The organism is Arthrobacter sp. 05T410, from assembly GCF_056396505.1.
The window spans coordinates 195,077-221,805 of sequence record NZ_JBFTLP010000004.1; the positions used below are offsets into that span (position 1 = coordinate 195,077).

Here is a 26,729-nt window from a genome sequence, read left to right on the forward strand (position 1 = left end):
CGTGCAGGGCACCGGTGCTGGCCTCCGGCGCGGCGGCCCGCCCGGAGGCGTTAGAGTTAAAAGGCATGTCTACCACCCGAAGGAGGGGCCGTTGGGAATCTTGGACACCATCCGGAATCCGCAGGACCTGAGTAAGTTGTCCGGGGCGCAGCTGGATCAGCTGGCAGCCGAGGTCAGGGATTTCCTGATCGGCAACGTCTCCCGGACGGGAGGGCACCTGGGCCCGAACCTCGGCGTCGTCGAGCTCACCATCGCGGTGCACCGGATCTTCGATTCCCCCCGCGACAGCATTGTCTTCGACACAGGGCACCAGTCCTACGTGCACAAGCTCCTCACCGGACGGCAGGATTTCAGCACGCTCCGCCAGCAGGGCGGCATGTCCGGCTACCCGGACCGCGGCGAATCCGAGCACGACATCGTCGAAAGCTCGCACGCGTCCTCCTCGCTTTCCTGGGCCGACGGCATCTCGCGCGCCCGGCAGCTGACCGGCGACGGCGACCGCTTCGTCGTCGCGGTGGTGGGCGACGGCGCACTGACCGGCGGCATGGCCTGGGAGGCCATCAACAACATCGCGGCGGACAAGAAACGCCGTGTCGTGATTGTGGTCAACGACAACGGCCGCTCGTACGCCCCGACGGTCGGCGGGTTCGCCGACTACCTGGCATCCCTGCGCCCCACCATCGATTCCCTCCGGGCCGCCCCCTCCTATGAAGGCACGCTCGAGTGGTGGAAGCGCAAACTGCAGAAGGGCGGCCCCGCGGGGCAGTTCACGTACAAGAGCCTGCACGCCATGAAGAAGGGCATCAAGGACTGGTGGGCCCCGCAGGGCATGTTCGAGGACCTCGGCATGAAGTACATCGGTCCCGTCGACGGCCACGATCTCCAGGCCATGGAAAACGCCCTGTCCACCGCCAAGAACTATGCCGGCCCCGTGATCGTGCACGCCATGACGGAAAAGGGCCACGGCTACGCCCCGGCCCGCGCCCATGAAGCGGACCAGTTCCATGCCGTGGGGATCATCGATCCGGAGACCGGCGCACCCACCGAAGCCGGTGGCGCGAAGTCCTGGACCGCGGTGTTCGCCGACGAGATCGCCGACATCGCCGACGAGCGCCAGGACATCGTCGGGATTACTGGTGCCATGCTGATTCCGGTCGGGCTGCACAAGTTCGCCGCCCGGCACCCGGAGCGCGTGTTCGACGTCGGCATCGCCGAGCAGCATGCCCTCACCTCGGCTGCCGGCATGGCGTTCGGGGGACTGCACCCGGTGGTCGCGGTCTACGCGACGTTCCTGAACCGCGCCTTCGACCAGCTGCTGATGGATGTCGCCCTGCACAAAGCCGGCGTCACGATCGTGCTGGACCGGGCCGGCGTCACCGGACCCGACGGCGCAAGCCATCACGGCATGTGGGACATGGCCATGGTCCAGATCGTCCCCGGGCTGCACCTCGCCGCGCCGCGCGACGCCACCCGGCTGCGGGAGGAACTGCGCGAGGCTGTGGCCATTGAAGACGCCCCGAGCGTGCTCCGCTACTCCAAGGGCAACGTCGGCCCCGAAGTCGATGCGGTCGAACGCCTGGAGGACGGCGTGGACGTGCTGGCCCGCCGGCCCGCGGGCTCGAGCGAGAACGACGTCCTGATCGTCAGCGTGGGTGCCATGTCCGAACTCGCGCTGGACGTCTCCGGCCGGCTCGGTGCCCAGGGCATCAGCTCCACGGTGGTGGATCCCCGCTGGGTCCTCCCGGTCCGGCAGTCCATCATCGATCTCGCCGCGCGCCACCGCCTGGTCATTTGCATCGAGGACGGTGTGCGGGCCGGCGGCGTCGGCTCCCGGATCCGCCAGGAGATGCGTGCCGCGGGCGTGGACACTGCCCTCAACGAGGTGGGCCTGCCGGTCGAGTTCCTCGAACACGGCACGCGCAGCCAGGTGCTCGAACGCGTGGGCCTGACCGCCCAGCAGATCACGCACGACGTCGTCGCCCAGGTCCTGGGCACCAAGGTGCCGTTTGCGCGCCCCTTGCCCGGCCAGGAACATCCCAGCACCGGCAGCATCCCGCAGCTGTAGCCAGCACATCCGTTGAGCACTACCCGTGGGCGCCACTGAATCCGGCGCCGGACGGCCCAGGAAGGAACTGGCATATGAGTGGAATTATCAGAGTTTACAAGCGCGACGAAGAGGGCACCCTGCACTTCAGGGAGGCCTGGTTTGATGAGGACTACAGCCAGTTCGTGATGAACCACGGCGTCGTCGGACACCAGAGCAAGACGGACGAGACGGACGTCGCGGACGCGGAGGCCGCGGAGCGCCTCATGGACGCCTTCGCGGCGCAGTGCGCCGAGGACGGCTACGCCGAAATTCCGGCGGAGGAACAGTCCTGGGTTGTGGCCCAGTACGCGCTCAAGACCAAAGAGGGGACCAGCCGCGACCGGTACCTCGAGGAAAAAGCCAAAGACGCCCTGATCAGCCATCTGGCCTGGCGGGGCCTGGGGATCGTGGACCGCAGCGAATTTTCCGACGCCCGGCTCAACATCTTCTGCCTCACCCCGGACGTTAATAAGACGGTCAACGCCATCAAGGTCTGCATCCGCGGCGAAGACCTCGACTTCACCAAACTGAGCATTGGCGCCGCGCCGTTTGGCGAGGATACTTTCAAGCTCAAGCACTCGCCGAAGCCGGCAAACGGCTTCACGCTGTAGGCAGCACGGGCAAGGAGCCGGGCACGGCTCACACCAGTTTGGGGGCACGGACTGAAAGGCAACGCAATGACGCGCAAACCCTCGAAACCAGGCTGCACCCCGCTGCCCGCGGGACTCGCGGCGCCGGCGCGAAAGTCGCTCGCGCACGCGGGGGTCGAGACCCTCGAACACCTCGTGCAGCTTGGCCGGCGCCGGCTTGCCGGGATGCCGGGCGTCTGCCCCCGCACCCTCGCGCAGCTCCAGGACGCCATGGACGAGCACGGGCTGAAGCTGCCGGCAGGGTAGCGGGGTCCCGCTTCTCCGCCGCCCGCGGCGGCCTGGCCGGGGCACCCGCCGGGGCGATATAGGCTAAAACCATGACTGAATACCGCCGCGTTGGAAATTCCGGACTGTCCGTCTCTGTCGTGGGACTTGGCTGCAACAACCTGGGCCGGTCCGGGACCGTGACCGAATCGCAGGAAGGCACCGACGCCGTCGTGCATGCGGCGCTCGACGCCGGGATCACCTTCTTTGACGTCGCGGACGCCTACGGCCGCGAGCCCGGCCTCAGCGAGTCAATGCTCGGCAAGGCCCTCGGTTCCCGCCGCGACGATGCGGTCATCGGCACGAAGTTCGGCATGGACATGCGCGGCGCCAACGGCGAGGACTTTGGTGCGCGCGGATCCCGCCGCTACATCATCAAGGCGGCGGAGGCCTCGCTGCGCCGGCTCGGCACGGACTGGATCGACCTCTACCAGTTCCACACCCCGGACCCGCTCACGCCCATCGACGAGACGCTCTCGGCCCTCGATGACCTCGTCACCAGCGGCAAGGTCCGCTACATCGGCCACTCCAACCGGGCCGGCTGGCAGATCGCCGAGGCTGAGTACGTGGCACGCGCCCGCGGGGGAGCCCGCTTCATCTCCAGCCAGAACCACTACAACCTGCTGGACCGGCGCGCCGAACTCGAGGTGACCCCGGCGGCCGAGGCCTACGGCCTGGGCGTCCTGCCGTACTTCCCGCTCGCCAACGGCCTGCTGACCGGCAAATACTCCGCCGGCCGGGCCCCCGAGGGAAGCCGGCTCAGCCACACCCGCACCAACCTGGTCCACGACGCCGACTGGGAACAGCTGGGTGCCTTCGGCAAGTTCGCCGCCGACCGCGGGCTCAACGAAGTCCAGGTGGCCTTCTCCTGGCTGGCCGCCCAGCCGTCCGTCAGCAGCGTCATCGCCGGCGCCACCACGCCGGAGCAGGTGCGCCAGAACGCCGCCGCCGTGGCCTGGAAACCCAGCCAGGCCGACCTCGCCGAGCTGGACGACCTCTTCCCGCGCACGCCCAAGGTGGCGCTGTTCTGAACGGTCCAGTTCTGAACGGTCCAGGTCTGAACACTGATCGTATGAACAGTGCTGGTCTGAACAGTGCTGCAAGCGCCCGGGCGGCGGTACCTGCCGTGACGCATTCGATCCTGATGGACGTCGACACTGGGATCGACGACGCCCTGGCCCTGGTCTACCTGCTGTCCCGGCCCGAGGTCCACGTCCAGGCGATCACGTGCACCGCCGGGAACGTCGGGGCCCGTCAGGTGGCGCTGAACAACCTGGCCCTGCTGGAGCTCTGCGGCCGCGAGGGCATCGAGGTGGCCATCGGCGCCGAGGTCCCGCTGGAGATCCCGCTGGTCACCACCGAGGAGACCCACGGGCCGCAGGGCATCGGCTATGCCGAGCTGCCGCCGCCGCGCCAGCAGATCTCGGCGCGGCACGCCGTCGACGTCTGGGTCGAGGAGGCGCGGGCGCACCCGGGGGAGCTCACCGGCCTGATCACCGGACCGCTGACCAACTTCGCCCTGGCCCTGCGCCGGGAACCGGAACTTCCCCGGCTGCTCAAGGGACTTGTGATCATGGGCGGCAGCTTCTACTACCAGGGCAACACCACCCCTACGGCCGAATGGAACACCTCGGTGGATCCGCATGCCGCCAAGGAGGTGTTTGCCGCCTACCGGGGCCTGCCCGAGGACAAACTGCCGATCTTGTGTGCCCTGGAAATGACCGAGCGGATCGAGATGCACCCGGAGCACCTGCGCCGACTTGGCGAGGCCGCCGGTGCACCGGAGCCCGAACTCGTCCTCCCGGAGCAGTCCGAAGGCCAGCGGAGCCAGTCCGGGAACCCCCTCGTCGCTTGCCTGTCCGACGCCCTGCGCTTCTACATGGAATTTCACCGCCTCTATGACCAAGGCTATGTGGCGCACGTGCACGACGCCTTCGCGGCCTGCGCTGCAGCGGGGCGCACACCGTTCGCCACCCGGCTGGCCACGGTCGACGTCGAAACGGATTCGCCCCTGCTGATCGGCACCACGGTGGCCGATTTCCGCGGGCTGTGGGGGTTGGCGCCGAACGTCAGGATCGTCTCTGACAACAACCCCGGGCAGTGCTTCGACGAACTGATTTCCTCGATCGGCGCCCTTGCGCGCGCGGTGGGCCCCCGGGCGCCGGTGGCCTGAAACCGGACAGTACGGCTGGGCCAATGCGGGGAGTGCCCGGACGGGTCTGCAGATCGCTACAATGGTCGCCGCTCGCTAGGATGGTAGCTGCGCCGAGGTGACATGAGGCGGAACTTGTTGTACCCAGCCAAAGGAACACCCCTCATGTCACAGCCAGCCCTCACCATCATTGCCCCTGGACAGGCGGCCGGCCGCAGGCGCCGCCTGCTCGAAATCGCCGGCGCCGCCGCGATCGCCGCCACCTACATCTTCCTGGTGCTGACCCAGCCCGCTGACATTGCCAACGGCCCGGCCAGCTTCTCGGCCCTCGTTGCCCTCGGCGGCTTCCTGCTCGGCGCTGTGCTGCTGATTGTGGCCGTCCTGCCGGCGCTGCCCACCTCCACCGTGGTCCTCATCCCGGTGGCGCTGGTCCTGAACGTGGTCCTCGGACAGCTGATGGGCAGCACGGGCCTGCCGTTCTACATTGACGCGATCGGCACCGTCCTGATCGCCGTCCTCGCCGGACCCGCAGCGGGTGCCGCCACGGGCGCGCTGAGCAGCATCGTCTGGTCCTTCTTCAACCCCACCGTTCTGCCGTTCGCCGCCGGTGCCGCCCTGATCGGATTCCTCGCCGGCATGGCCGCGCGCGGCGGGCTGTTCCGCCGCTTCTACCTCGCCCCCGTCGCCGGCTTCGTCACCGGCATCCTGGCCGGCGTCGTCTCCGCCCCGATCGCCGCGTTCGTCTTTGGCGGCACGTCAGGGCTGGGTACCGGGGCGATCGTCAGCGCCTTCCGCGCCATGGGGGACACCCTCCTCGCCGCCATCACCAAGCAGGCACTGATTTCCGACCCCATGGACAAGGCGATCGTTTTCACCATCGCGGCGCTGCTCGCCTACGCGCTGCCCCGCCGCGCCACCTTCCAGTTCCCCTTCGTGCGGCGCTACCGGGTACTCGCCGGCAAGGCCCCGGCAGCGCCGGACGCCTGAGCCCCGCTGCGGCTGGGACACCCCGACCCTGCGACACTGCCACAGCGACACTGACCCTGAGACACTGACACAGCGACCATGACACCGCGACTGCACCCCTTCACCGCGCTGACCCTCGCCGTATGCGCCGCCGTCGTCACGACGGCGGCCGCCTATTGGCCGCTGTCTGTTGCCGTGGCCCTCGCCGCGGTGATCCTTGCCGCCCGCCATGGCATTGCGGGGCGCGTCCTGACCGCAGGAGCCGTGATCCTGACGCCTCTGTGCCTGTCCCTGCTGGTGCTGCACGGCCTCTTCTTCCCTGAGGGCCAGACCGTGCTGGCCCAGTGGGGTCCGGCGAGGGTCACGGCCGAGGGTCTGGGCTTCGCGCTGGAGCTGGGAACCCGGACCACGGCCTGCGTGCTGGTATTCCTGCTCTTTTCCTTCACCGTGAGCGTCCCCGACCTCGTCTCCGCCCTCGCCGGGCGCAGGATCCCACCGCAGTTCGGCTTCGTCCTGGCTTCCACGCTCACCCTCCTGCCCGCCGTCGCGGGCCGCCTGGACCGGATCCGGCAGGCCCAGGAAACCCGCGGGATGGTGGTCGGACGCGGCCTGCTGTCCCGCCTCGGCACCCTCCGTCTGCAGATGGTGCCGCTGGTCCTGGCCCTGATTGACGACGCCGGAAGCCGCGCCCAGGCGCTCGACGCCCGCGGCTTCGGCAGCCCGGGGCCCCGGACCAGCTACCGCGAAGTCGCCGACCCGCCCGCCCAGCGGCTATGCCGGGCAGCCGCACTGGTATTCGCGGCGGCCGCCGTCGCCGGGCGGATTGTGGCCTCCTGGCCTGCCGGGGCGGTGTCATGACGGCCACCACCCGCACGGCGCTTCAGATCCGGATCGAGGCGTTCACGTTCCACGGCGATGACACCCCGGTGCTGAGGGATGCCGCACTCTCGGTCACGTCGGGTTCCCTGACCGCCGTCCTGGGCGGGTCCGGGAGCGGAAAATCCACGCTGGGCAAACTTTTGGCCGGCTGGCTCCGGGCCGGTCACGCCGGACAATTCCGCGGCAGCCTGGAGCTTGGCGGCACGGTGCTGGAATTCCGCGGCGTGCCCGAGGACCCCCGGATCAACCCGGCCGAGTGGTCGCGCCGCGTGGCCTTCGTTCCGCAGGACGCCGCGGCGATGCTCTCCTCGGTGCGCGCCACGGTCGCGGAGGAGCTGGCCTTCGGCCTGGAAAACCGCGCGACGGCCCGGGAGGACATGCTCCGCGCGGTGGAGCGCACCGCCGCCCGCACCGGACTCTCTCACCTGCTGGACCGGGACCCGGCCACGCTCTCCGGCGGGGAGCTGCGCCGGCTCGCCGTGGGCTGCGCCGTCATCACGGAACCGGACGTGCTCATCCTGGACGAGCCGCTGGCATCGCTGGACGCGGCCGGAGCCGCGCAAGTCGAGGCCCTGGTCCGCAGCCTCTGCGGCGCCGGGACCGGCGTCGTCCTCCTGAGCCAGGCAGCCGACGGGCTCGCCGGGGAAGCCACGCACTGGACGATTCTTGACGCTCAGACCGGGCCCGACGGCAGGAGGGTCACCGCTGCCGGGACGGTCACCGCTGCCGGGACGCCGGCGCAGCTGGCGGGCTCGGCCGAACTGGAGCGCGCCGGAGTGATTGGCGTAGGCGGGCCCGGCGGCATTGGGCCGAGCGGTATTGGGTCCGGCGTCCTGGGGGCCAGTGGGTCCGGCGTCGCCGCCGGCGCCCGCCATCCCGGGCCGGTGCCTGCCGCGGCGCCCGGTCCCGGCCCGGCATCGCTGGAACTGCGCGGGGTTGGGTTCGGCTACGCTCGGGACCCGCGTCGGCACGGCACCGGCGCGCAGGACCGGGTCCTCCGGGACGTGGATTTCGCCGTGCGCCCGGGCGAGATCATCGCCGTGACCGGGCTCAACGGCGCCGGCAAGTCGACACTGCTGCGCCACTTCAATGGACTGCTCCGGCCCTCGGCCGGGGACGTGCTGGTCTGCGGGCGCAGCATTGCCGGCGAGCCGGTGGGAAAGGTCGCGGCCTCCGTGGGCCTGTTGTTCCAGCACCCCCGGGACCAGCTTTTCGAACGCACCGTCCTGCGGGAAGCCGCGTTCGGACTCCGGCAACTGTCCGGAAAGGCCGGCGCCGAGGGCAAGGCCCGGGCCGCGCTGGCCGCGGTGGGCCTGTCCGGTACCGAGGAGGCACACCCGGCCGAGCTGTCCGCCTCCCGGCAGCGGCTGCTCGCCCTGGCCACGGTCCTGGCCCGCGAACCGGCGGTGGTGGCCCTGGACGAACCGACCGTCGGGCTGGACCGGCACGGCCTCGAGGCGCTGCAGGGCGCCGTCGACCGCGCCGCCGCGCGGGGCGCCGCCGTCGTCATGGTCACCCACGACCTGGACTACGCACGGAGGAACGCGCACCGCGTCCTGGAACTCAGCGGCGGGAGCCTGCGGGAAATCTGACTGGGGCCGCGGGGTAGGCACGGAATCCAACGCAGACATCGAGGCTGCCCACGTCATGGCGCCGCCGGGATGCCCGGCCACTCTCCCGAAAGCAGCGCCGCCGCCCGGACCAAAGTCCGGGCGGCGGCGCCAACAAAAGCGAGCGGTGAAGCCTGGCTTTAGGCCGGCTCTGACGCCACGCCCGGGGCCAGGAACTTCTTGCCGTTGACCCGTTCCGAGGCGCCCACCCGGTCCAGATACGGGGTGATCCCGCCCAGGAACATCGGCCAGCCCGCGCCGAGGATCATGCAGAGGTCAATGTCCTCGGGACCGGCCACAACGCCTTCCTCGAGCATCAGCCCGATTTCCTCCGCCAGGGCGTCCTGCGTCCGGCGCAGCACCTCCTCGCCGGTGGACGGGGTGCTGCCAAAGGACATCAGCGCCAGGGTTTCGGCCGGTATGAACGGCTTGCCGTCCGGGCCCGGCACCGGTGTGCCGTTCTGCACGGCCCAAATGGACGTCACACCGTTGTCGATCAGCACCTGCAGGTTCGCCGAGACCCTGAAGCGGTCCCCGAACGCCGTGTGCAGCGATTCCTGGACATGCTGCGCCACGGGCAGGCCCACCATGGCGCCGAGCACAAAGGGCGTCATGGGCAGGCCCATCGGCCGCAGCGCGTTATCGGCCACGTCGGCGGGGGTGCCCTCGTCGAAGGCCGCGGTGACTTCACCCATGAGGCGCAGCAGGACGCGGTTGACCACAAACGCGGCGGCATCCCTGACCAGCACCGCCGACTTCTTGAGCCCCTTGGCGAGCTCGAACGCGGTGGCCAGCACGGCGTCGTCGGTCTTCGGTGCCCGCACGATCTCCAGCAGCGGCATCACGGCCACCGGATTGAAGAAGTGGAAGCCGACCAGGCGCTCGGGGTGCTCAAGGTCCTCCGCCATCGCGGTGACGGACAGCGAGGACGTGTTGGTCGCGAGGATGCACTCTTCCGAGACGATCGCCTCGACTTCCTTGAAGACCTGCTTCTTGACGTTGAGTTCCTCGAAGACGGCCTCAATGACGAAGTCGGCGTCGGCGAAGGCCTCCTTCGAAACTGATCCCGTGACGAGCGCGCGGGTGCGGTTGGCGGCGTCGGGGCTGATCCGGCCCTTCGCCAGCAGCTTCTCCACCTCGGCGTGGACGTAACCCACGCCCTTGTCCACGCGGGCCTGGTCGATGTCCGTGAGGACCACGGGCACTTTGAGCTGGCGGGCGAAGAGCAGGGCGAGCTGGCTGGCCATCAGGCCGGCACCGACGACGCCGATCTTCGTCACCGGGCGCGCAAGCTTGCGGTCCGGGGCGCCGGCTGGACGCTTGGAGCGGCGCTGCACGAGGTCCAGGAAGGCGTACACCGTGGAGCGGAACTCGTCGGTCTGCATGAGGTCGGCGAGCGTCTCGCATTCGAGCTCAGCGGACTGCGCCTGGGTCAGGGTGCGGTTGGCCTCCATGACGTCCAGGACCTTGGCGGGCGCCGGGGAAGCGTTGGAGGTCTTGGCCTCCACGAAGGCGCGGCCCTTGGCGACGGCGGCCGCCCAGCGGGCGGCGACCTCCGGAGCGGACGGGTCCACGGCGTTCGCCCGCTCCGGCGCCACGGCACCGGCAATGACTTTCGCGGCCCACGCCAGGGACTGTTCCACGAAGTCGGCCGGCTCGAACATCGCGTCCGCCATGCCCAGCTGGTAGGCCTGCGGCCCGGTGAGCGTGCGGTTGTTGCTCAGCGGGTTTTCGATCATGACCTTGAGGGCGTTCTCCGGCCCGATCAGCCGCGGCAGGATGTGGACCCCGCCCCAGCCAGGGATGAGTCCGATGAACGCCTCGGGAAGGGCCAGAGCGCCGGCGCCGGTAGAGACCGTGCGGTAGGTGGACTGCAGCGCGATCTCCAGGCCGCCGCCCAGGGCCAGTCCGTTGATGAATGCGAAGCTCGGCACGCCGAGGTTCGCGAGGGTGGCGTAGACGTCGTGGCCGAGCTGGGCCATCCACAGGCCCTGTTCGCGTCCGCTGACGGACTTGACCGTGGAGAGGTCGGCGCCGGCCACGAGGAAGTACGGCTTGCCGGTGACGCCGACGCCGGCAATCTCGCCCCGGGCGGCGCGTTCCTTCAGTCCTTCCAGGACCGTGCCGAGTTCGATCAGGGTGTTGGGTCCGAGGGTGGTGGGCTTGGAGTGGTCCAGGCCGTTGTCGAGGGTGACCAGCGCGAAGATGCCGGGGCTTTTGCCGTCAGTCGTCTCCCCACCGTCGACGGGCGGCAGTTCGATGTCCTGGACGTAGGAGTGGGTGACCGTCTCGTGCGGGAAGAGGTCTGCAAGCTTGCGGAAGTCAGCGGCGCTCATGCTGTGGCTCCAGTCTCGGTGGTCGTGGTCTCTGCGTGCTGTGCTGCGGTGCCGTGTGTTTCAGTGCTGTGTGTTTCGGTGCCGTAATCCGCGTGATGCGGGTTCTCCCAGATTACGGTGGCGCCCATGCCCAGGCCGATGCACATCGTGGTCATGCCAAAGCGGACCGAGGGGTCCTCCTCGAACTGCCGGGCCAGCTGGTTCATCAGCCTGACCCCCGAGGACGCCAGCGGGTGCCCGACGGCGATCGCGCCGCCATAGCGGTTGACGCGGGGGTCGTCGTCGGCGATCCCGAAATGGTCCAGGAAGCTCAGGACCTGGACGGCGAAGGCCTCATTGATTTCGAAGAGCCCGATGTCCCCGATCCCGAGTCCGGCGTTCTTGAGTGCCTTCTCGGTGGCCGGGACCGGGCCGATGCCCATGACCTCGGGGTCGACGCCGGCGAAGGCATAGCTCACCAGGCGCATCCTGACCGGCAGCCCGAGTTCCTCGGCGGCATCGGCGGAGGCCAGCAGGGCTGCGGTGGCGCCGTCGTTCAGGCCCGCGGCGTTGCCCGCCGTGACCCGGCCGTGGGCGCGGAACGGCGTCTTAAGCGTGGCCAGGTCCCCGAGCGAGGTCCCCGGGCGCGGGGGTTCGTCCACGGTGTTGACGGTCCAGCCCTGGCCCGGCTTCATCGTGGCGACGGGTACGAGGTCGGGCTGGATCTGGCCGTTGGCGTAGGCTGCGGCGAGCTTGTCCTGCGAGGCGACGGCGTAGGCGTCTGTGCGGTTCTTGGTGATGGCCGGGAAACGGTCGTGCAGGTTCTCGGCCGTGTTGCCCATGTTCAGCGCGGCCGGGTCCACGATCCGTTCGGACATGAAGCGCGGGTTGGGGTCGGCGCCGGCGCCCATCGGGTGGTTGCCCATGTGTTCCACGCCGCCGGCGATCACGACGTCGTACGCGCCGAAGCCGATGCCGCTCGCCGTCGTGGTGACGGCGGTCATGGCGCCGGCGCACATGCGGTCGATCGCGAAGCCGGGCACGGTGCGGGGGAGTCCGGCCAGCAGGGCGGCTGTGCGGCCGATGGTCAGACCCTGGTCGCCCGTCTGGGTGGTGGCGGCGATCGCGACCTCGTCGACTCGGTCCGCCGGAAGCGAGGGGTTGCGGCGCATCAGTTCGCGGATGCACTTGACCACGAGGTCGTCGGCGCGGGTGCCCGCGTAGATGCCCTTGTCGCCGGCGCGGCCGAACGGGGTGCGGACGCCGTCGACAAAGACGACGTCGCGCACGGTCCTGTTTCTTCCGCTGCTCGGGTTTGCGCTGCTGGGTTTTCCGCTGGTGCGGGCTTGGCTCACGGCGTACTCCTCATTGAGACATGGTGCCGGAACCGCGCTAGCGGCAGGGGTTGCCACAGGCAGGAGGGTTCCGAACGACATCATGCATCATGTTACTCGCCAGTAACATAGCTGGCAAGGAGGAGATGAGCGGCCCCGGAAGGAGCCGCTAGACCGTGGAACCCGACGGCGCCTCCGCAGCGGCCTTGGGTTCCTTCGCGGGCAGCGGCTCGGGGTGCAGGAAAGCCTCGGCAATGAGCGGAGCCGTGATTTCGATCTGCCACTGGCGCGCCCCGAGGTTCGCCAGTTCCTCGGCCACGCCTTCCTCGCTGCATTCTGCCGGTGGACGCCAGGCGACCCGCCGAAGATAGTCCGGGGTCAGCAGGTTTTCCACCGGCAGGTTCAGTTCCTCGGCCCTGGCCTGGAGTTTTGGACGGGCGGTGGCGAGCCTGGCGGCCGCCTCCGGGTCCCGGTCCGCCCAGACGCGCGGGGGCGGGGGAGCGTTGGTGGGCAGGTGCAGCGGCGGCAGGTCCTCCAGGGCCCGGGCCACGCCGATGCAGCGCAGCCAGCGGGGGGCTTCCCGCTGTGCGGCGCGGCCGTGGAAGCCCTTGGTGCCCAGGAGCTGGGGAACCGTGGAGGGCATCGCTTTGGCCGCGGCGACGAGCGCGGAGTCCGGGATCAGCCGGCCGGGGGCGACGTCACGTTTCTGGGCCAGGGAATCGCGTTCCAGCCACAGCTCCCGGACTGCGGCCAGTTGGCGTCGGTCCCGGATCTGGTGCAGCCCGGACGTCTTGCGCCACGGATCAACGCGCGGCGGGGCCTGTCCGGCTTCGAGGATGGCGGCGAATTCCTGCTCGGCGTATTCCAGCTTCTCGTCCGCCACGAGCAGCTCAATCAGTTCCTCGCGCAGCTCGGTCAGGACTTCGACGTCGAGCGCGGCGTAGCGCAGCCACGGTTCCGGCAGGGGGCGGGTGGACCAGTCGGCGGCGGAGTGTTCCTTCGCCAGGCCGAAGCCCAGGAGCTGTTCGATCACGGCGGCGAGGCCCACCCGGGGCAGCCCGGCCAGGCGGGCGGCGAGCTCGGTGTCGAAGAGTTTGTCCGGCCACATGCCGAGTTCGGACAGGCAGGGCAGGTCCTGGCTGGCGGCGTGCAGGATCCATTCGACGCCGCGCAAAGCGTCATTGATGATGCTGAGGTCCCCGAAAGGTTCGGGATCGATCAGCCAGGTTCCGGAGCCTTCGCGCCGGATCTGGACCAGGAAGGCGCGCTGGCCGTAGCGGAACCCCGAGGCGCGCTCCGCGTCCACGCCCGCAGGGCCGTGGCCGGCGGCGAGGGCCGCGGCGCAGCGTTCGAGTCCGGACTGGGTTTCAATGACCAGCGGCACGCCGTCGCGGGGAATGTCGAGGTCGATCACTTCAGGGACCAGGCTGTCGAAGCCTTCCACGGTGATGTGGGCTGTGGTGTCAGCGGCCTCGGCCGTAGTGCGACTGGCGCCGGCCGTGCTGATTTCCGGATTCTGAGGGGTCATGGTCTCTACAGTTTACCGACAACATGGCGTATAGGGCCGTGACCGCGGCCGAACAGGGGCCTCATGCGTGTCCGCGGGGGCGGCGGGGAAGGGCCGTGACGCCCTCGGGCAGGGGCGGCAGCCCGGCGAAGGTGCAGACCATGTCCGACCACGCCTCCAGGTGCGAGGTGATGTCCGGGGTGGCCGGGGTCCAGGAGGCCCGGAGCTCAATGTCGATTGAATTCGGCCGGTCCGACAACGTTCCAAAGCTCTCCGAGAGCACCCGGGTGGCGGTGCCGCCGGCGGAGCGGTAGGGGGCCTGATGGTTCTCCAGCGCTTCGACCAGCCAGGTCCACGCCACGGACCCCAGGAGTTCGTCGTTGCCCATCTCGGGTTCCAGCTGGGCGCGGATGTAGGTGACGATCCGGAATTCCCCGTCCCATACGGCAGAGCCGTCGGGATCGTGGAGCAGAATGAAGCGGCCAGTGGCCAGCTCGACGTCGTCGCTGCCGGACGCCCGTGCCAGGGCCGCGGCGGCCGGGCCGTGGACCGGTCCGCCGGCGGGGGAGTCGCCCGGGCCGATCACTTCCGCGCCCAGGGCCACCGCGAACGGTGCCAGCCGGGACGGGGCCGGAATTTCGTCCAGGTGCAGCTCGCTGCGGCACCGTGCCTGCCGAAGGGTCCCCAGGGCGAAGAGGAAATCTGCCGGAACCTGATCGAGGGAGCTCACCTTGGAAGGTTATGCAACGGCCGGAGCCCTGCCCGGCAGGCTCGCCGCCGGGCAGGGGAAGCGTTGCACGGCTCAGGCAGCGGCGAGCTCGCGCTTGATGGCCGCAATGAAGGAATCAACGTCATCCTCGGTGGTGTCGAAGGAGCACATCCAGCGGACCTCGCGGGCCGCCTCGTTCCAGTCGTAGAAGCGGAAGGACTTGCGCAGCCGGTCCGCGACACCGGCAGGCAGGACGGCGAAGACGCCGTTGGACTCGGTCTTCTGCGTCAGTTCGACGCCGGGGATCGCCTCGACGCCGGCGCGCAGCCGGGCGGCCATGGCGTTGGCGTGCGAGGCCGAGCGCAGCCACAGCTCACCCTCGAGGAGGGCAATGAACTGGGCGGACATAAACCGCATCTTGGAGGCCAGCTGCATGTTCATCTTGCGCAGGTAGACCAGGCCGTGTGCGGCCTCCGGGTTCAGGGCGACCACAACCTCGCCGAACAGCAGGCCGTTCTTCGTGCCGCCGAAGGAGAGGATGTCCACGCCGGCGTCACGGGTAAAGGCCCGCAGCGGGACGCCCAGGTGGGCGGCGGCGTTGGCCAGCCGGGCACCGTCCATATGCAGCTTCATGCCCTTTGCGTGGACATGCTCAGCGATGGCCCGGACCTCGTCCGGGGTGTAGCAGGTGCCAAGCTCGGTGGTCTGGGTGATGGACACGGCCAGCGGCTGGGCGCGGTGCTCATCGCCCCAGCCCCAGGCTTCCTGGTCGATCAGTGCGGGGGTGAGCTTGCCGTCGGTGGTGGGGACCTGCAGCAGCTTGATGCCGCCGATCCGCTCCGGTGCACCGTTTTCGTCCATGTTGATGTGGGCGGTGGAAGCGCAAATGACCGCACCCCAGCGCGGAAGGAGCGACTGCAGGGACAGGACGTTGGCTCCCGTGCCGTTGAACACCGGGAAGCACTCGATGCCTTCGCCGAAGTGCTCTTCCATCAGCTGCTGCAGGCGCGCGGTGTAATCGTCCTCGCCGTAGGAGACCTGGTGGCCTTCGTTGGCGGCGGCCAGGGCCGCAAGAACTTCCGGGTGCACGCCGGAATAGTTGTCCGAGGCGAAGCCGCGGACGGAGGGATCGTGGAGCCGCACCGCAGTGCCGGCAGGGACAGTTTCAACTGTGCTGGTCATCGTTTTGCTCACGCTTTCAGTCTAAGAGGTCGGGCCGCCCGGGCTAAGCCCGGGGCCCTGGATCGGGTCCCAGACCCTGTGCCACAGACGCTGGGGCCCTGGATCCGGGCCGCGGAATCAGGGGCAGTTCAGCGGCTGAGCAGCAGCCGCTGGCCGTTCAGGTCGCCGGCAGGAGCGTTGAAGAGTCCCGCTGCGGCAGCCGCCAGGTCAGCCACGTCCGTGAAGCCCGGGAACTTGCGGTCCGGGGCCTTGGCCCGCATTTTCGCGTCAACGAGGGCTTTCACCACGAAAATGACGGCGGCGCTCCGCAGCGCGGCGCTGTCCTGTCCGGCGTTATCCTGTTGCGCCCTGTCCTGCTCTGGAGTGCCTGTGCCGGTGGCATTGCCCGCGGCGTGGACCCGGCGGAAGCCGTCAGCGACCGCCAGCGTCCAGGCCTCGGCGGCCGCCTTGGCCGCGGCGTAGCTCGCCCCCGCCGCCGTCGGGGCGCTTACCGCCGTGGAGGACACCATGGCGAAGCGTCCTGCCTCAGAGGCAGCGAGGTCGTCGAAGAAGACGCGCGTAACGTTCCGCAGGGTGGTGACGGCGTTGCGCTCCAGGAAGTCCCAGTCGTCGTCGCTCTGGTCGGTGATGCCTTTCGCGCCACGCCAGCCGCCCACCAGGTGGATAACGCCGTCGACGCGTCCGGCCAGGCCGGCAACGCTTTCCCGCAGGGCGCGGACGTCGGCCAGGCTGGCGAGGTCGCAGGCGAGCGGCGTGACGCCGTCGCCGGCCTCGGCGGCGGCTGCCTCGATGCGCGCGGCATCCGATCCGACCGTGAAGACCCTGTGGCCGGCGCCGCGCAGGGCGCGGGCCGTCGCGATTCCCGACGGCCCGCTGCCCCCCGTGACCAGCACGTTCAAAGTGCGTCCGGCACTCATCCGGCGTTCAGGGCCTGGGTGCCGCCGGACTCTGATCCCGTGTCAGTGCCGGTATCTGTGCTGATGTCTGACGACCCGGTGATGCCGGCAGTGGAGTCGATGACGGGCCGCATCTTCTTCTCCAGCGCCTCGTAGAACATGGAGAGCGGGAACTCGTCGTCGAGGACCTGGTCCGTGAGGCCGCGGGGCGGACCGTCCAGGGGGAGGGCGTCCGGACCCTTGGCCCAGACCGAGGCCGGGTTGGGCGTGACCGTGCCGGAGATGAGCTCGTAGGCGGCGAGCCAGTGGGCCATCTTGGGGCGGTCGATCGAGCGCCAGTACAGTTCCTCGATCTTCGCGCCGAGTTCAACCACGACGTCGGCAGCCTCGTCCCAGTCGATGCTGAGTTTGCTGTCGGTCCAGTGCAGGACGTGGTGCTGGTGCATCCAGGCGAAGAGCAGCTGGCCGCCAAGGCCGTCGTAGTTCCGTACGCGCGTGCCGGTGATGGCGAAGCGGAAGATGCGGTCGAAGATCACGGCGTACTGGACCAGCTTGGCGTGCCGGCGGGCCTCCGGGTCAGCGTCCTCGTCCTTCTCGATCTTCACGGATTCGCGGAAGGCGGTGAGGTCGCAGCGCAGCTCCTCCAGTGAGTAGAGGAAGAACGGCATGCGCTGCTTGATCATGAACGGGTCGAAGGGCAGGTCGCCGCGCATGTGGGTGCGGTCGTGGATCAGGTCCCACATGACAAAGGTTTCCTGCGTCAGCTGCTGGTCCTCCAGGAGCCCGGCGGCGTCCTCGGGCAGCTGCAGGGAGGTGATCTCGGCGGCGGCGCGCAGGACGCGGCGGAAGCGTGCGGCCTCGCGGTCGGCGAAGATCGCGCCCCACGTAAACGTCGGGGTCTCGCGGACCGCGACGGTCTCGGGGAACAGGACTGCGGAGTTGGTGTCGTAGCCCGCGGTGAAGTCGAGGAACCGGATCGGGACGAAGAGCTTGTTGGAGTATTCGCCGGCTTCCAGGCCGCCGATGAATTCCGGCCAGATGACCTCGATCAGCACGGCCTCGACGAGGCGGCTGCTGCTGCCGTTCTGGGTGTACATCGGGAACACGACCAGGTGCTGGAGTCCGTTGACCCGGTGCTGCTGCGGCTGGAACGCCTGCAGGGAATCCAGGAAGTCCGGGACCCCAAAGCCGCCATCGGCCCAGCGGTCAAAGTCGGTGACCAGCAGTTCCAGGTAGTTCGCGTCGTGCGGGAAGGACGGGGCCAGGGCCGCGACCGCCGCGGTGATGGTTGCGACGTGGCCGGCCGCGGCTTCGTGGGCTTCGGCATCCGGCACGGATCCGTCCTGGACCTGGAGGGCGCGCAGGGCGGTGGCGGCAGCCTTGAGCCGCAGCCATTCCTGGTTGCCGGCGGTGATCGGGGCGGGGGCGGTAAGAGCGGTCGTGGTCATCGTCGACGGTCGCCTTTCTGTTTGCTGTGGAGCGTGTCGCTGGATCTAAATCGAGCGTAGCAAGCAAGCAGAGACTCTAATGCAAAATTGCCTCGAGCATAAGAAAGTCTGTGGCAAGTGATTCTGAAAAGCCGTTCCAGCGGAAGGAGAGGCAGGGCTGCAGGCTACTGCCCGGCGGCGTCCGCGGGAACCAGCTTCAGGGAAACCGAGTTGATGCAGAAGCGCTGGTCCGTGGGGGTGCCGTAGCCCTCGCCGTCGAACACGTGCCCCAGGTGGGAATCACAGGTGCTGCAGCGGACTTCCACCCGGTCCATGCCCATGGTGCGGTCATGGATGTAGCGAACGGTGCCCTCGGCGAGCGGCGCCCAGAAGGACGGCCAGCCGCAGTGCGAGTCGAACTTTTCGTTGCTGGTGAAGAGTTCGGTGCCGCAGGCCCGGCACTTGTAGACACCGCGGGTGTGGGTGTCCCAGTATTCGCCGGTGTACGGCCGCTCGGTGCCTGCCTGGCGGAGCACGCGGTACTCCTCGGGCGTCAGTTCCTCGCGCCACTGGGCGTCCGTCTTTTCGACGGGCGTTCCGGCCGGAGTCTGGTCAAAGGCCGTGGCGGCGGGGTCGGCTGCGGGCACTGCCGAGGGCATGGATTTAGGCCTGTTAAAGATACTCATAGCCTCAATAACGCTCAGGAGTCCCCGATAAATCCCGAACCGGCGTAAAGATGCAGGACGGGCAGCCCCAGCTTGTCCTGTGCCTTGGTGGCCCAGTCGGTGTGGAACGTGTCGGCCACGGCATGCGGGCGGGTGATGACCACAGCCTGTCCGGCGCTGAGTTCCTTGACCTTGGCAACCAGGCCGTCAACGGCCTTGCCCTCGACGACTTCGCCCGAGACGCCGCCGCCCAGACCGGCCAGCGCGGCCAGCGAGGCGGCCAGGGTGTCGGCTGCTTCGGCCCGCTCCTCGGCGGGATCCGAGTGTGCCGTCAGTTCACGGAAGGCCTTGGCGATTTCAAGCATGGAAAGGTTTTCCAGGAAATCCACCACCAGGTGCCGCTCGGTGTTGGCCGGCACCAGGATCAGCAGGGGCGCATCACCGCCGGCAATCAGGGTTTCAATATTGACGCGGTCATCCGCACCGAGGGGCTCTTCTGTCAAAATGACGATTGGATCACTCATGACCCCAGCCTAGTCGCGCTCGTGTTGACCTGCATCGTTGTGTCCCGCGGGACCCTGGCGTGTCTGTACCGGCCCGGTCGTGCGCCTGAAATCCCGCCAATGCCGTGGTTGGGCTGCGCTTCAGTAAGAATGGTGCCATGGCATCCTCCCTGCGCCTCCGCCCGGACCTCCGCCAGACCGCTGCCCGCCAGGCCGCTGCCCGCCAGGCCGCTGCCCGGCGGGCCGCCGCCCGCAGAACAGCACTCCCCGTCGCGCCAGCCCCCGGCGGCGTGACGTCAGGGAGCGCCAAGTGGGCGGTGGGGGGCATCATCGGCGGCAGCGCCGCTGCGGGCGTGCTCGCCGCCGGCTCCTCCGCCCTCGCCCTCTACTTCGCCCGCCGCGTCATCACCCCGGCCCGGTTCCGGGCAGAGGACCAGGAAGTGCTGGCCGTCATCCGCGAGGGACGGGCGCTGCGGGTCATTTTCGCCGCCACCCCGGACGCCACGGTGGACGGGGTGTACGGTTTCTTCTTCGACGGCGGCCGCGGGCATGCGCGGATCGGCCGGATCCTGTCCTACTCCCCGGCCGAACGCACCGTGCTGCGCGAGGTCGAGCACGTCTACAGCGGGGACATGGCCACCGCCCGGCGCGGCTGGTGGAGCGGCGCGGCCTTTCCGGATCCGGCCGCCCTGGGGTTTCCGGTGGAGGACGTGCTGATCGACGTCGACGCCGGGACCGCGCCGGCCTGGCTTGTCCGCGCCGCGCCGGCCGTGGCGGAGGATGTGGCCCCCGACGTGTGGGCGATCATGGTGCACGGGCGCGGGGCCACCCGGCAGGAAGGGCTGCGGGCCGTCCGGACCGCCAGGGAACTGGGCATGTCCAGTCTTCTGATCTCCTACCGCAACGACGGCCTGGCCCCGTCAGCCAGCGACGGGCGGTACGGCCTGGGCTCCACCGAATGGCGCGACGTCGAGGCCGCCATCGGCTACGCCGTGCAGCAGGGCGCCCGCGAGGTGGTTTTGTTCGGCTGGTCGATGGGCGGCGCGATATGCCTCCAGACCGCTGACCTTTCCCGGCACCGCCACTTGATCCGGGCCATGGTCCTGGACGCGCCGGTGATCAACTGGGTCAACGTGCTGGCCCACCACGCGGAGCTGAACCGGATTCCGTCGTCCGTGGGCCGCTACGGACAACTCATGCTCAGCCACCGCCTGGGCCGGCGGCTGACCGGGCTGGCCGCGCCCGTCGACCTCAAAGCGATGGACTGGGTCTCGCGGGCCGTGGAGCTGAGGACGCCGACCCTCATTGTGCACAGCGTGGACGACGAGTACGTACCGTACGGGCCCTCAGCGGCGCTGGCCGAGAAAAACCCCGAGATGGTCACCTTCGAGCCCTTCGACCGGGCCCTGCATACCAAGGAATGGAACGTGGACCCGGAGCGCTGGGAGCGGCAGGTCTCGGCCTGGCTCCGGCAGCAGCTGGCGCCCCGCGCCAACCCCGGCGACCAGGAGCCTCCGGCCGGCAATGCCGCATTCAATTGACAGATCATTGACGGTTCATTAATGGTTCGCTGACGGTTCATTAACGGTTCGCTGACAGATCACGGCAGTGTTGTGCGCGAACATGGCCGCGACGTGCCGTCTCGACACCTGGGGCCGGGTCAGTCGCGCCGGGTCCCGATCCTGGCGGTGCGGGCAGCCGTGAGCCGAATGAGCTCGGCCGGATCCAGCTCGATGTCCAGGCCGCGCCGTCCGCCCGAAACGAGGATGGTCTCCAGCGCCAGTGCGCTCTCATCCACCACTGTGGGGGAGGACTGGCGCTGGCCGAGCGGTGAGATGCCGCCGAGAACATATCCGGTCCGCCGCTGCGCCGCGGCCGGGGCGGCCATCTCTGCTTTCTTGCCGCCCAAAGCCGCGGCCATCGCCTTGAGGTCCAGGCTGCCGCTGACCGGCACGACGCCGACGGCGAGCCGGCCGTCGACGTCGACCATCAGGGTCTTGAAGACCCGGTCAGGGTCGACGCCGAGCACTTCCGCCGCTTCCAGGCCATAACTGGCCGCCGCGGGGTCATGGGTGTAGGGGTGGGCCACAAAGGGAACCCCGGCGGCCGCGAGTGCCGCGGTGGCCGGAGTTCCCTGCGACGCGTGCTTGCGGGCCATGTTCTCTGGCTGTCCGGGCGCCGAAGGTCAGGACTGCGCCGACGGCTGGCGGTCTCCGGAGGCGACGACCTTGCGCTTGATCCGGCCCAGCATGGCGGTCATTCCGCGCATGCGCAGGGGAGTGATGGCGCGGGTCAGGCCCAACAGTTCGGGCATGTCGTCGGGGACGGCCAGGATTTCAGCGGCGCTGAGCCCGTCGAGTCCTTCGTGGAGCACTCCGGCGAAGCCGCGGGTGGTCGGGGCCTCCTTGGGTGCCTTGAAGTAGAGCCGGACGCGCTCAGGCGCGTCGCCGTCGGCCTGTTCCGTCTCGACGGTGAGGAACAGCGGCGTCTGGCACTCCACTACCTGCTCGAGCAGCTCCGGGTGATCCCGGAGCCGCTCCGGAAGTTCCGGAAGCCCCTGTGAGAACTCAAGGAGCAGCTGCAGCCGCTCTGCTTCGGTCAGGGCCTGGAAATCGTCGACAATGTCCGCCAGTGCGGCGGGGAGGGCTGAAGTATTCATCACTCCCAGCTTACGCAGGCGCGCCGATTGTGTCCCTGTCGGGATAGGTCCCGCTCCACGGTCACCGCGGCTAACGGCCGGCCGGAACCGCGCCGCGTTCGGCACCCTTGACGATCGGGACGCGCACGGCGTTGCCCCATTCGGTCCAGGAGCCGTCGTAGTTCCGCACGGTCTCAAAGCCCAACAGGTACTTCAGCGCAAACCAGGTGTGGCTGGACCGCTCGCCGATCCGGCAGTACGCCACGACGTCGTCGCCTTCGTTCAATCCGGCCTCGCCGAGGTAGAGGGCCTCGAGCTCGCCGCGGTTCCGGTACGTGCCGTCGCCGGCCGCCGCGCGGGCCCAGGGGATGGAGGCCGCCGTGGGGATGTGGCCGCCGCGCAGCGCGCCCTCTTCCGGGTAGGCGGGCATGTGGGTGCGCTGGCCGGTGTACTCCTCGGTCGAGCGGACGTCGATCAGCGGCTTGCCGAAGTGCGCCAGGACGTCATCCTTGAAGGCGCGGATCGGGGCGTCGTCCCGCTCCACGACGGGGTAGTCGGCAGGGGTGGTGACGGTCGTGACGGTGGAGAGCGCCCGGTCTTCCGCGATCCACTTGTCCCGGCCGCCGTCCAGGAGCCGGACGTCCTCGTGGCCGAAGAGCGTGAACACCCACAGGGCGTATGCGGCCCACCAGTTCGACTTGTCGCCGTAAATGACCACCGTGCTGTCCCGGGAAATGCCTTTGGACGCGGCCAGCGCGGCGAAGGCTTCACCGTCGACGTAGTCGCGGGTCACCTCGTCGTTCAGGTCCGTGTGCCAGTCGATTTTCACTGCTCCCGGGATGTGCCCGGTCTCGTACAGCAGGACGTCTTCGTCGGATTCGACCACCACGAGATTGCCGCCGTCGAGGGCGCCGTCCTCGATCGCCGTGGCCAGCCATTCCGTGGACACCAGGCGGTCAGGGTGGGCGTAAGCGGCGAATTTCTCGTTCTGCTCAACGGGGTAGGTCATTGCGATGGCCTTTCACTTGAACGGTCAGGAGGCCGGGCGCCGAAAGCGTGCGCCGCGCCGGGCCTGTTACAACACTAGTCACGGGCCGGTGGGAATGCTCCACCGGGTTCACACGGGGAAATGTGGTCTTCCTCACGGCGGCCGCGGGTCCACAGCCGCGCACGCGGGCCGGCCAGGCTTTGCCGGTATTCTTGCTGGGGACAAGAGACCAGCAGAACGGACCACCTTGGTACAGATCGAACAGCTCGCCGCCCGCACACCGGCAGTTTCCGTGGATGAACTCCTCAATGGGTTCTATCCGTCGCCGCGGTTCGGTGAGGTGTCGTTTTCCAGCTACCGGCCCGATCCCGCCCAGCCCAGCCAGGCCCAGGCGGTCCATGCCCTGCAGCATTTTGCGGCGGGCGTGGGCGCACGCGACGGCGACGGGCTGTTCAAGCGGCTCTTCGGCAAGAAGGACACTTCGCGGGCCGGGATCTACCTCGACGGCGGATTCGGTGTGGGCAAGACCCACTTGCTGGCATCGCTGTGGCACGCCGCCCTTGGGCCCAAGGCCTTCGGCACGTTCGTCGAATACACCAACCTCGTCGGTGCGCTGTCCTTCCGCAAGACCGTTGAGGCCCTGAGCCACTACAAGCTGGTCTGCATCGATGAATTTGAGCTCGATGATCCGGGCGACACTGTGCTCATGTCCCGGCTCATGCGCGAACTCGCCGACGCCGGCGTGAAGCTTGCCGCCACATCGAACACGCTGCCGGGGTCCCTCGGGGACGGGCGCTTCGCCGCCGTCGACTTTGCCCGCGAAATCCAGGTGCTGGCGGACCAGTTCGACGTCGTGCGGATCGACGGCGAGGACTTCCGCCACCGTGGCCTGCCGGCCGCGCCGTCGCCGCTGCGCAATGATGACCTGACCCACCACATGCATGCCGAGTTCGACGGCAAGACCGTGGCCCGCGATGAGTTCAGCACGTTGATCAACCACCTGGCCGGCGTGCACCCGAGCCGTTACCGCCAGCTGCTGGAGGGGATCGAGGGCGTGGTCTGGAAGAACGTGCACACGATTACCGAGCAGGCCGTTGCGCTGCGCTTCGTGGTGCTGGCTGACCGGCTGTACGACAAGGACGTGCCCATCCTTGCCAGCGGTGTGCCGTTCGACCAGCTCTTCACCGAGGAAATGATGACCGGCGGGTACATGAAGAAGTACTTCCGCGCCGTCTCCAGGCTCACCGCGCTGGCCCGCGAGGGCCAAAACCACGAACCGTCCTAGCCGCCAGCCCCTCCAAGTACAACGCCAAATCCAACGCGGGGTCAGTTACGGCCCATCCGGATGCACCGGATGGGCCGTAACTGACCCCGCGTTGCCCGGTTGGAGTCGCCCTTAAATGCCGGAGGTGCCGGCGCCGCCTCTCGGCGGGACCGGCACCTCGCTGACGGATCTGGGTCAGAGGCCTGGCTGGCGGGGTTCCCCGGCTACGGGGGGCTCACCGGCTGCGGGAGTCTGATCGGCGACCGGGGCCGAATTCGGCCGGTCGTTCGCCTTGTCCACGAAGTCGGAAGCGCCACGCTGCACGGCATCGATCGTGCCGGCGTGCTTTCCGCCGGTCTTGGAGTCGACGAAGTCGCCTGCCTTTTCGATGCCGTCCTTGATGGCTTCTTCGTTGCCACCAATAACTTGCTGAGCCTTGCCCTTTAGATCGTCAAGTAAACCCACGGGCACCTCCCTTCGGTCGCGGAGCCAGATCGCTCCTTGCGTTTTCTACCCTAGCGGGAGGTGGCGGGGGTGCCAAGGGTGTCCGCCCAGAGGATAAAAGATGGAAGGCCAGGTGCACAGGGTAGAAGGGCCCGGAGTGCACCAATCCGCAGTCACAAACCCGCAGTGCACAAACCCGGAGTGCACAAAAAAGAGCAGCTCCGGGGGAGCTGCTCTTGTGGTGGGCGATACTGGGATCGAACCAGTGACCTCTTCCGTGTCAGGGAAGCGCGCTACCGCTGCGCCAATCGCCCGCAACCGGAAGGATCCGGAGTGGAGTTGTAATGAAGAGAGCGGACGACGAGATTCGAACTCGCGACATCCACCTTGGCAAGGTGGTGCTCTACCAGCTGAGCTACGTCCGCATTTTAGTCCATGCCGGCTGGGCCGGTGGTACTGCATCAAGCAAGTTGCCTTGCTCTGGTGGGCGATACTGGGATCGAACCAGTGACCTCTTCCGTGTCAGGGAAGCGCGCTACCGCTGCGCCAATCGCCCCTTGCATCCGATCGAAACCGGAAACCAGGGTTTTCACCGAGGTGGGTACGGGATTCGAACCCGTGTATACGGCTTTGCAGGCCGCTGCCTCGCCTCTCGGCCAACCCACCGTGTAGACAGGATTCCGAAGAACCTTTGCCGTGACAGTGTCCTGCGAGCGGACGACGAGATTCGAACTCGCGACATCCACCTTGGCAAGGTGGTGCTCTACCAGCTGAGCTACGTCCGCATTGTTGGTGTGCATTTCCTTGCCGCATTCGGCATTTCCTCGCGTTCCAACGAGTAAGAACTCTATAGGAGGTTCTGGGAATCTACAAATCGAGACCCATTGGCCCGGGTTCCATGGCCCTACTTCCCCGAGTTCTAGGGGATTTTGCTAATTACAGCGCTGTAATTAGCGTCGGTGTTCAGCCGTGGCCCTAAGTGGCGCCGGGACTACTGAGCGGGCCTTCCGAGTGGGACGACTGGAACGGCCGGTGGAGGGCTGGTGGAACTGCCCGTGCACGGGCCTGTTGCGCGGGAGTATTGGGCCTGCATTCCCGCCGCGGCCAAGTTCCCCCGGGCCGATTTCTAAAATCCGCCCGGGTGGGCTAGCATTCAATGTCGTTAGGGCGATTGGCGCAGTGGTAGCGCGCTTCGTTCACACCGAAGAGGTCACTGGTTCGAACCCAGTATCGCCCACTAACGAAATGGTCTGTTCCGCTGACTCAGCGGGGCGGGCCATTTTGCTTTTCATCGTTGTCTGACCCCCGTGAAAGAGTCTTCATATGACCGCTCCACTCCTCGCCCACGCCACGGACCATGGCCGCATGTACGCCCGCTCCACGTCGGCTCAGTTCTCTGTCCCTTCCATCACCACGGTGATCGGCCAGCAGCCACACGGCCTGGACGGCTGGTTCGGGTACATGGGCGCCAACAGTCTGGCCCAGGATCCCGAGCTCCCCGGCATCCTGGGGAGCCCGGCCAAACTGCGGCAGGCGGTCAGCCGGGCCGCCAAGGCGGCGGAGTCGTACCGGGACGATGCCGCCAAACGCGGCGACCGGGTCCACAACTATTGCGAGCAGGTTGCGCTGCGTGCGCTCGGCCGGCCGCACCAGATGAAGGAAACACGGGAGGCGCTGGCCGCCAACGGCGAGGAAGCCTTCGCGGCACGCTTCGACGAATGGTGGGAGCTCTTCCAGGTTGAGCCCATCGCCCCGGAAATTACGGTGTGGAACAAGACGGTCGGCTATGCCGGCACCCTGGACCTCGTCGCACGGATCAACGGCCGGACCTGTCTTATCGACTACAAGACCAAGGGCACCAGCCGGGACGGCACCGTCAAACCGCTTGATGACAAGGTGGTCATGCAGCTCGTGGCGGGCATGAAGGCGGAGGAAAGCCTCGTGGATCCCGTCGCGGGGGAGTGGGAGGCCTGGCAGCACGGCGAGTCCCCGATCCTCCTGGCCGTGGCGGTCGGCGAGACCGAGGTCCGTCCGCAGCGGGCCAACCCCGAGGTCCTGAAGCATCACTGGTGGAAATTCTGTGCGCTGCGCCGCGTGTGGGAGATGTCCGCCGACACGGCAACCGCCGGAGCAGCACTGCTCCCGCTGGCGCCGCCCGTGAAGCGCTGACCAGAAGCGCCGAACAGAAGCCGGGCAGCTGCAACTAAACTGGACTGGACCCCTAGCCGCCCACCGTGAGGACAGACTGCA

Annotated in this window: 24 protein-coding genes and 6 tRNA genes; 12 read left to right on the forward strand and 18 right to left on the reverse strand. The window is 68.4% G+C overall.

The window, feature by feature from the left end; all coding sequences use genetic code 11:
* Positions 1–91 precede the first annotated feature (91 nt).
* From dxs to AC1DFR_RS07765, 8 genes are all read left to right on the forward strand, one after another.
* Entirely contained in the window at positions 92–2,065 is a 1,974-nt protein-coding gene (dxs, locus tag AC1DFR_RS07730; protein WP_476873101.1) for a 1-deoxy-D-xylulose-5-phosphate synthase, read from the forward strand.
* 74 nt (positions 2,066–2,139) lie between these two features.
* Entirely contained in the window at positions 2,140–2,697 is a 558-nt protein-coding gene (locus tag AC1DFR_RS07735) for a hypothetical protein (protein ID WP_476873102.1), read from the forward strand.
* A gap of 66 nt (positions 2,698–2,763) precedes the next feature.
* Positions 2,764–2,982 carry a helix-hairpin-helix domain-containing protein gene (locus AC1DFR_RS07740; protein ID WP_026537002.1) on the forward strand — a complete coding sequence of 73 codons (219 nt, stop codon included), beginning with the start codon at positions 2,764–2,766 and terminating at the stop codon, positions 2,980–2,982.
* 71 nt (positions 2,983–3,053) lie between these two features.
* Positions 3,054–4,031 carry an aldo/keto reductase gene (locus tag AC1DFR_RS07745; protein ID WP_476851494.1) on the forward strand — a complete coding sequence of 326 codons (978 nt, stop codon included), beginning with the start codon at positions 3,054–3,056 and terminating at the stop codon, positions 4,029–4,031.
* 113 nt (positions 4,032–4,144) lie between these two features.
* On the forward strand, positions 4,145–5,173 hold the full coding sequence (locus AC1DFR_RS07750) for a nucleoside hydrolase (RefSeq protein WP_476873131.1): 1,029 nt from the start codon (positions 4,145–4,147) through the stop codon (positions 5,171–5,173).
* Positions 5,174–5,317: 144 nt separating this feature from the next.
* Positions 5,318–6,139 carry an ECF transporter S component gene (locus AC1DFR_RS07755; RefSeq protein ID WP_476851495.1) on the forward strand — a complete coding sequence of 274 codons (822 nt, stop codon included), beginning with the start codon at positions 5,318–5,320 and terminating at the stop codon, positions 6,137–6,139.
* Between the two features lie 78 nt (positions 6,140–6,217).
* Positions 6,218–6,976, forward strand: a complete 759-nt coding sequence (locus AC1DFR_RS07760; protein ID WP_476851496.1) for an energy-coupling factor transporter transmembrane component T — start codon at positions 6,218–6,220, stop codon at positions 6,974–6,976.
* Positions 6,973–8,589 (forward strand): ABC transporter ATP-binding protein, encoded by a 1,617-nt coding sequence (locus AC1DFR_RS07765; protein ID WP_476851497.1) that lies wholly within the window; start codon positions 6,973–6,975, stop codon positions 8,587–8,589. Before AC1DFR_RS07760 ends, AC1DFR_RS07765 begins: the two co-directional genes overlap by 4 nt.
* Positions 8,590–8,747: 158 nt before the next feature.
* Here AC1DFR_RS07765 and AC1DFR_RS07770 read toward each other — a convergent pair whose 3' ends face one another.
* The 9 genes from AC1DFR_RS07770 to AC1DFR_RS07810 all read right to left on the reverse strand — a co-directional run bounded on the left by AC1DFR_RS07770 (position 8,748) and on the right by AC1DFR_RS07810 (position 19,166).
* Entirely contained in the window at positions 8,748–10,943 is a 2,196-nt protein-coding gene (locus tag AC1DFR_RS07770; RefSeq protein ID WP_476851498.1) for a 3-hydroxyacyl-CoA dehydrogenase NAD-binding domain-containing protein, read from the reverse strand.
* Complete coding sequence (locus tag AC1DFR_RS07775; RefSeq protein WP_476873103.1) at positions 10,940–12,277, reverse strand: thiolase family protein; 1,338 nt, start codon at positions 12,275–12,277, stop codon at positions 10,940–10,942. The genes AC1DFR_RS07770 and AC1DFR_RS07775 overlap by 4 nt, the downstream gene beginning before the upstream one ends.
* Before the next feature lie 148 nt (positions 12,278–12,425).
* A complete protein-coding gene (locus AC1DFR_RS07780) occupies positions 12,426–13,784 on the reverse strand; it encodes an HRDC domain-containing protein (protein ID WP_243179289.1) in 1,359 nt (452 codons plus the stop codon).
* A 61-nt stretch (positions 13,785–13,845) separates the two neighbouring features.
* Complete coding sequence (locus AC1DFR_RS07785) at positions 13,846–14,493, reverse strand: DUF3000 domain-containing protein (RefSeq protein ID WP_018772438.1); 648 nt, start codon at positions 14,491–14,493, stop codon at positions 13,846–13,848.
* A 72-nt stretch (positions 14,494–14,565) separates the two neighbouring features.
* Positions 14,566–15,654 (reverse strand): threonine aldolase family protein, encoded by a 1,089-nt coding sequence (locus AC1DFR_RS07790; RefSeq protein ID WP_028277018.1) that lies wholly within the window; start codon positions 15,652–15,654, stop codon positions 14,566–14,568.
* A 128-nt stretch (positions 15,655–15,782) separates the two neighbouring features.
* Positions 15,783–16,571 (reverse strand): SDR family oxidoreductase, encoded by a 789-nt coding sequence (locus AC1DFR_RS07795; RefSeq protein ID WP_476873104.1) that lies wholly within the window; start codon positions 16,569–16,571, stop codon positions 15,783–15,785.
* Positions 16,568–17,998: a DUF6421 family protein gene (locus AC1DFR_RS07800; RefSeq protein WP_476857160.1), complete on the reverse strand. Its 1,431-nt coding sequence runs from the start codon at positions 17,996–17,998 to the stop codon at positions 16,568–16,570. The genes AC1DFR_RS07795 and AC1DFR_RS07800 overlap by 4 nt, the downstream gene beginning before the upstream one ends.
* Before the next feature lie 164 nt (positions 17,999–18,162).
* Positions 18,163–18,663: a peptide-methionine (R)-S-oxide reductase MsrB gene (gene msrB / locus AC1DFR_RS07805; RefSeq protein ID WP_476873105.1), complete on the reverse strand. Its 501-nt coding sequence runs from the start codon at positions 18,661–18,663 to the stop codon at positions 18,163–18,165.
* Between the two features lie 14 nt (positions 18,664–18,677).
* Positions 18,678–19,166 carry a hypothetical protein gene (locus AC1DFR_RS07810; protein ID WP_230007972.1) on the reverse strand — a complete coding sequence of 163 codons (489 nt, stop codon included), beginning with the start codon at positions 19,164–19,166 and terminating at the stop codon, positions 18,678–18,680.
* Between the two features lie 137 nt (positions 19,167–19,303).
* Between AC1DFR_RS07810 and AC1DFR_RS07815 the strand changes: the two genes are divergently transcribed.
* Entirely contained in the window at positions 19,304–20,686 is a 1,383-nt protein-coding gene (locus tag AC1DFR_RS07815) for an alpha/beta hydrolase family protein (RefSeq protein WP_476873106.1), read from the forward strand.
* A 119-nt stretch (positions 20,687–20,805) separates the two neighbouring features.
* Here the strand turns inward: AC1DFR_RS07815 and ybaK are convergent, their stop codons facing one another.
* The 3 genes from ybaK to AC1DFR_RS07830 form a co-directional block, all read right to left on the reverse strand.
* On the reverse strand, positions 20,806–21,303 hold the full coding sequence (gene ybaK / locus AC1DFR_RS07820; protein WP_476873107.1) for a Cys-tRNA(Pro) deacylase: 498 nt from the start codon (positions 21,301–21,303) through the stop codon (positions 20,806–20,808).
* Between the two features lie 27 nt (positions 21,304–21,330).
* On the reverse strand, positions 21,331–21,804 hold the full coding sequence (locus tag AC1DFR_RS07825) for a SufE family protein (protein ID WP_243179191.1): 474 nt from the start codon (positions 21,802–21,804) through the stop codon (positions 21,331–21,333).
* A 70-nt stretch (positions 21,805–21,874) separates the two neighbouring features.
* The gene (locus tag AC1DFR_RS07830) at positions 21,875–22,792 is read right to left on the reverse strand and encodes a sulfurtransferase (protein ID WP_476851508.1); all 918 of its coding nucleotides are present in this window, start codon (positions 22,790–22,792) and stop codon (positions 21,875–21,877) included.
* Positions 22,793–23,018: 226 nt separating this feature from the next.
* Here AC1DFR_RS07830 and zapE point away from each other — a divergent pair, with 226 nt between their 5' ends.
* The gene (zapE, locus tag AC1DFR_RS07835; RefSeq protein ID WP_476873108.1) at positions 23,019–24,056 is read left to right on the forward strand and encodes a cell division protein ZapE; all 1,038 of its coding nucleotides are present in this window, start codon (positions 23,019–23,021) and stop codon (positions 24,054–24,056) included.
* Positions 24,057–24,230: 174 nt separating this feature from the next.
* On the opposite strand, the gene AC1DFR_RS07840 is transcribed toward zapE, so the two are convergent.
* The 6 genes from AC1DFR_RS07840 to AC1DFR_RS07865 all read right to left on the reverse strand — a co-directional run bounded on the left by AC1DFR_RS07840 (position 24,231) and on the right by AC1DFR_RS07865 (position 25,264).
* Positions 24,231–24,500 (reverse strand): antitoxin, encoded by a 270-nt coding sequence (locus AC1DFR_RS07840; protein WP_028277028.1) that lies wholly within the window; start codon positions 24,498–24,500, stop codon positions 24,231–24,233.
* 218 nt (positions 24,501–24,718) lie between these two features.
* A tRNA-Val gene (locus AC1DFR_RS07845) sits at positions 24,719–24,793 on the reverse strand.
* Between the two features lie 38 nt (positions 24,794–24,831).
* Positions 24,832–24,904, reverse strand: a tRNA-Gly gene (locus tag AC1DFR_RS07850).
* Positions 24,905–24,960: 56 nt separating this feature from the next.
* Positions 24,961–25,035, reverse strand: a tRNA-Val gene (locus tag AC1DFR_RS07855).
* Between the two features lie 39 nt (positions 25,036–25,074).
* Positions 25,075–25,145 (reverse strand) — tRNA-Cys (locus AC1DFR_RS07860).
* A 46-nt stretch (positions 25,146–25,191) separates the two neighbouring features.
* A tRNA-Gly gene (locus AC1DFR_RS07865) sits at positions 25,192–25,264 on the reverse strand.
* Between the two features lie 380 nt (positions 25,265–25,644).
* Here AC1DFR_RS07865 and AC1DFR_RS07870 point away from each other — a divergent pair.
* Together AC1DFR_RS07870 and AC1DFR_RS07875 are read left to right on the forward strand one after the other, a co-directional pair.
* Positions 25,645–25,716, forward strand: a tRNA-Val gene (locus tag AC1DFR_RS07870).
* A gap of 86 nt (positions 25,717–25,802) precedes the next feature.
* Positions 25,803–26,648 carry a cytochrome gene (locus tag AC1DFR_RS07875; protein WP_476851510.1) on the forward strand — a complete coding sequence of 282 codons (846 nt, stop codon included), beginning with the start codon at positions 25,803–25,805 and terminating at the stop codon, positions 26,646–26,648.
* The last annotated feature ends 81 nt before the right edge of the window (positions 26,649–26,729 follow it).

Bases quoted from the DNA above. Each gene is read 5' to 3' on its own strand.
- AC1DFR_RS07735 (WP_476873102.1), top strand. From the start codon at position 2,140: ATGAGTGGAATTATCAGAGTTTACAAGCGCGACGAAGAGGGCACCCTG.
- AC1DFR_RS07740 (WP_026537002.1), top strand. From the start codon at position 2,764: ATGACGCGCAAACCCTCGAAACCAGGCTGCACCCCGCTGCCCGCGGGA.
- AC1DFR_RS07745 (WP_476851494.1), top strand. From the start codon at position 3,054: ATGACTGAATACCGCCGCGTTGGAAATTCCGGACTGTCCGTCTCTGTC.
- AC1DFR_RS07750 (WP_476873131.1), top strand. From the start codon at position 4,145: ATGGACGTCGACACTGGGATCGACGACGCCCTGGCCCTGGTCTACCTG.
- AC1DFR_RS07755 (WP_476851495.1), top strand. From the start codon at position 5,318: ATGTCACAGCCAGCCCTCACCATCATTGCCCCTGGACAGGCGGCCGGC.
- AC1DFR_RS07760 (WP_476851496.1), top strand. From the start codon at position 6,218: ATGACACCGCGACTGCACCCCTTCACCGCGCTGACCCTCGCCGTATGC.
- AC1DFR_RS07765 (WP_476851497.1), top strand. From the start codon at position 6,973: ATGACGGCCACCACCCGCACGGCGCTTCAGATCCGGATCGAGGCGTTC.
- AC1DFR_RS07770 (WP_476851498.1), bottom strand. From the start codon at position 10,943: ATGAGCGCCGCTGACTTCCGCAAGCTTGCAGACCTCTTCCCGCACGAG.
- AC1DFR_RS07780 (WP_243179289.1), bottom strand. From the start codon at position 13,784: ATGACCCCTCAGAATCCGGAAATCAGCACGGCCGGCGCCAGTCGCACT.
- AC1DFR_RS07790 (WP_028277018.1), bottom strand. From the start codon at position 15,654: ATGACCAGCACAGTTGAAACTGTCCCTGCCGGCACTGCGGTGCGGCTC.
- AC1DFR_RS07795 (WP_476873104.1), bottom strand. From the start codon at position 16,571: ATGAGTGCCGGACGCACTTTGAACGTGCTGGTCACGGGGGGCAGCGGG.
- AC1DFR_RS07800 (WP_476857160.1), bottom strand. From the start codon at position 17,998: ATGACCACGACCGCTCTTACCGCCCCCGCCCCGATCACCGCCGGCAAC.
- msrB (WP_476873105.1), bottom strand. From the start codon at position 18,663: ATGAGTATCTTTAACAGGCCTAAATCCATGCCCTCGGCAGTGCCCGCA.
- AC1DFR_RS07810 (WP_230007972.1), bottom strand. From the start codon at position 19,166: ATGAGTGATCCAATCGTCATTTTGACAGAAGAGCCCCTCGGTGCGGAT.
- AC1DFR_RS07815 (WP_476873106.1), top strand. From the start codon at position 19,304: ATGGCATCCTCCCTGCGCCTCCGCCCGGACCTCCGCCAGACCGCTGCC.
- ybaK (WP_476873107.1), bottom strand. From the start codon at position 21,303: ATGGCCCGCAAGCACGCGTCGCAGGGAACTCCGGCCACCGCGGCACTC.
- AC1DFR_RS07825 (WP_243179191.1), bottom strand. From the start codon at position 21,804: ATGAATACTTCAGCCCTCCCCGCCGCACTGGCGGACATTGTCGACGAT.
- AC1DFR_RS07830 (WP_476851508.1), bottom strand. From the start codon at position 22,792: ATGACCTACCCCGTTGAGCAGAACGAGAAATTCGCCGCTTACGCCCAC.
- AC1DFR_RS07875 (WP_476851510.1), top strand. From the start codon at position 25,803: ATGACCGCTCCACTCCTCGCCCACGCCACGGACCATGGCCGCATGTAC.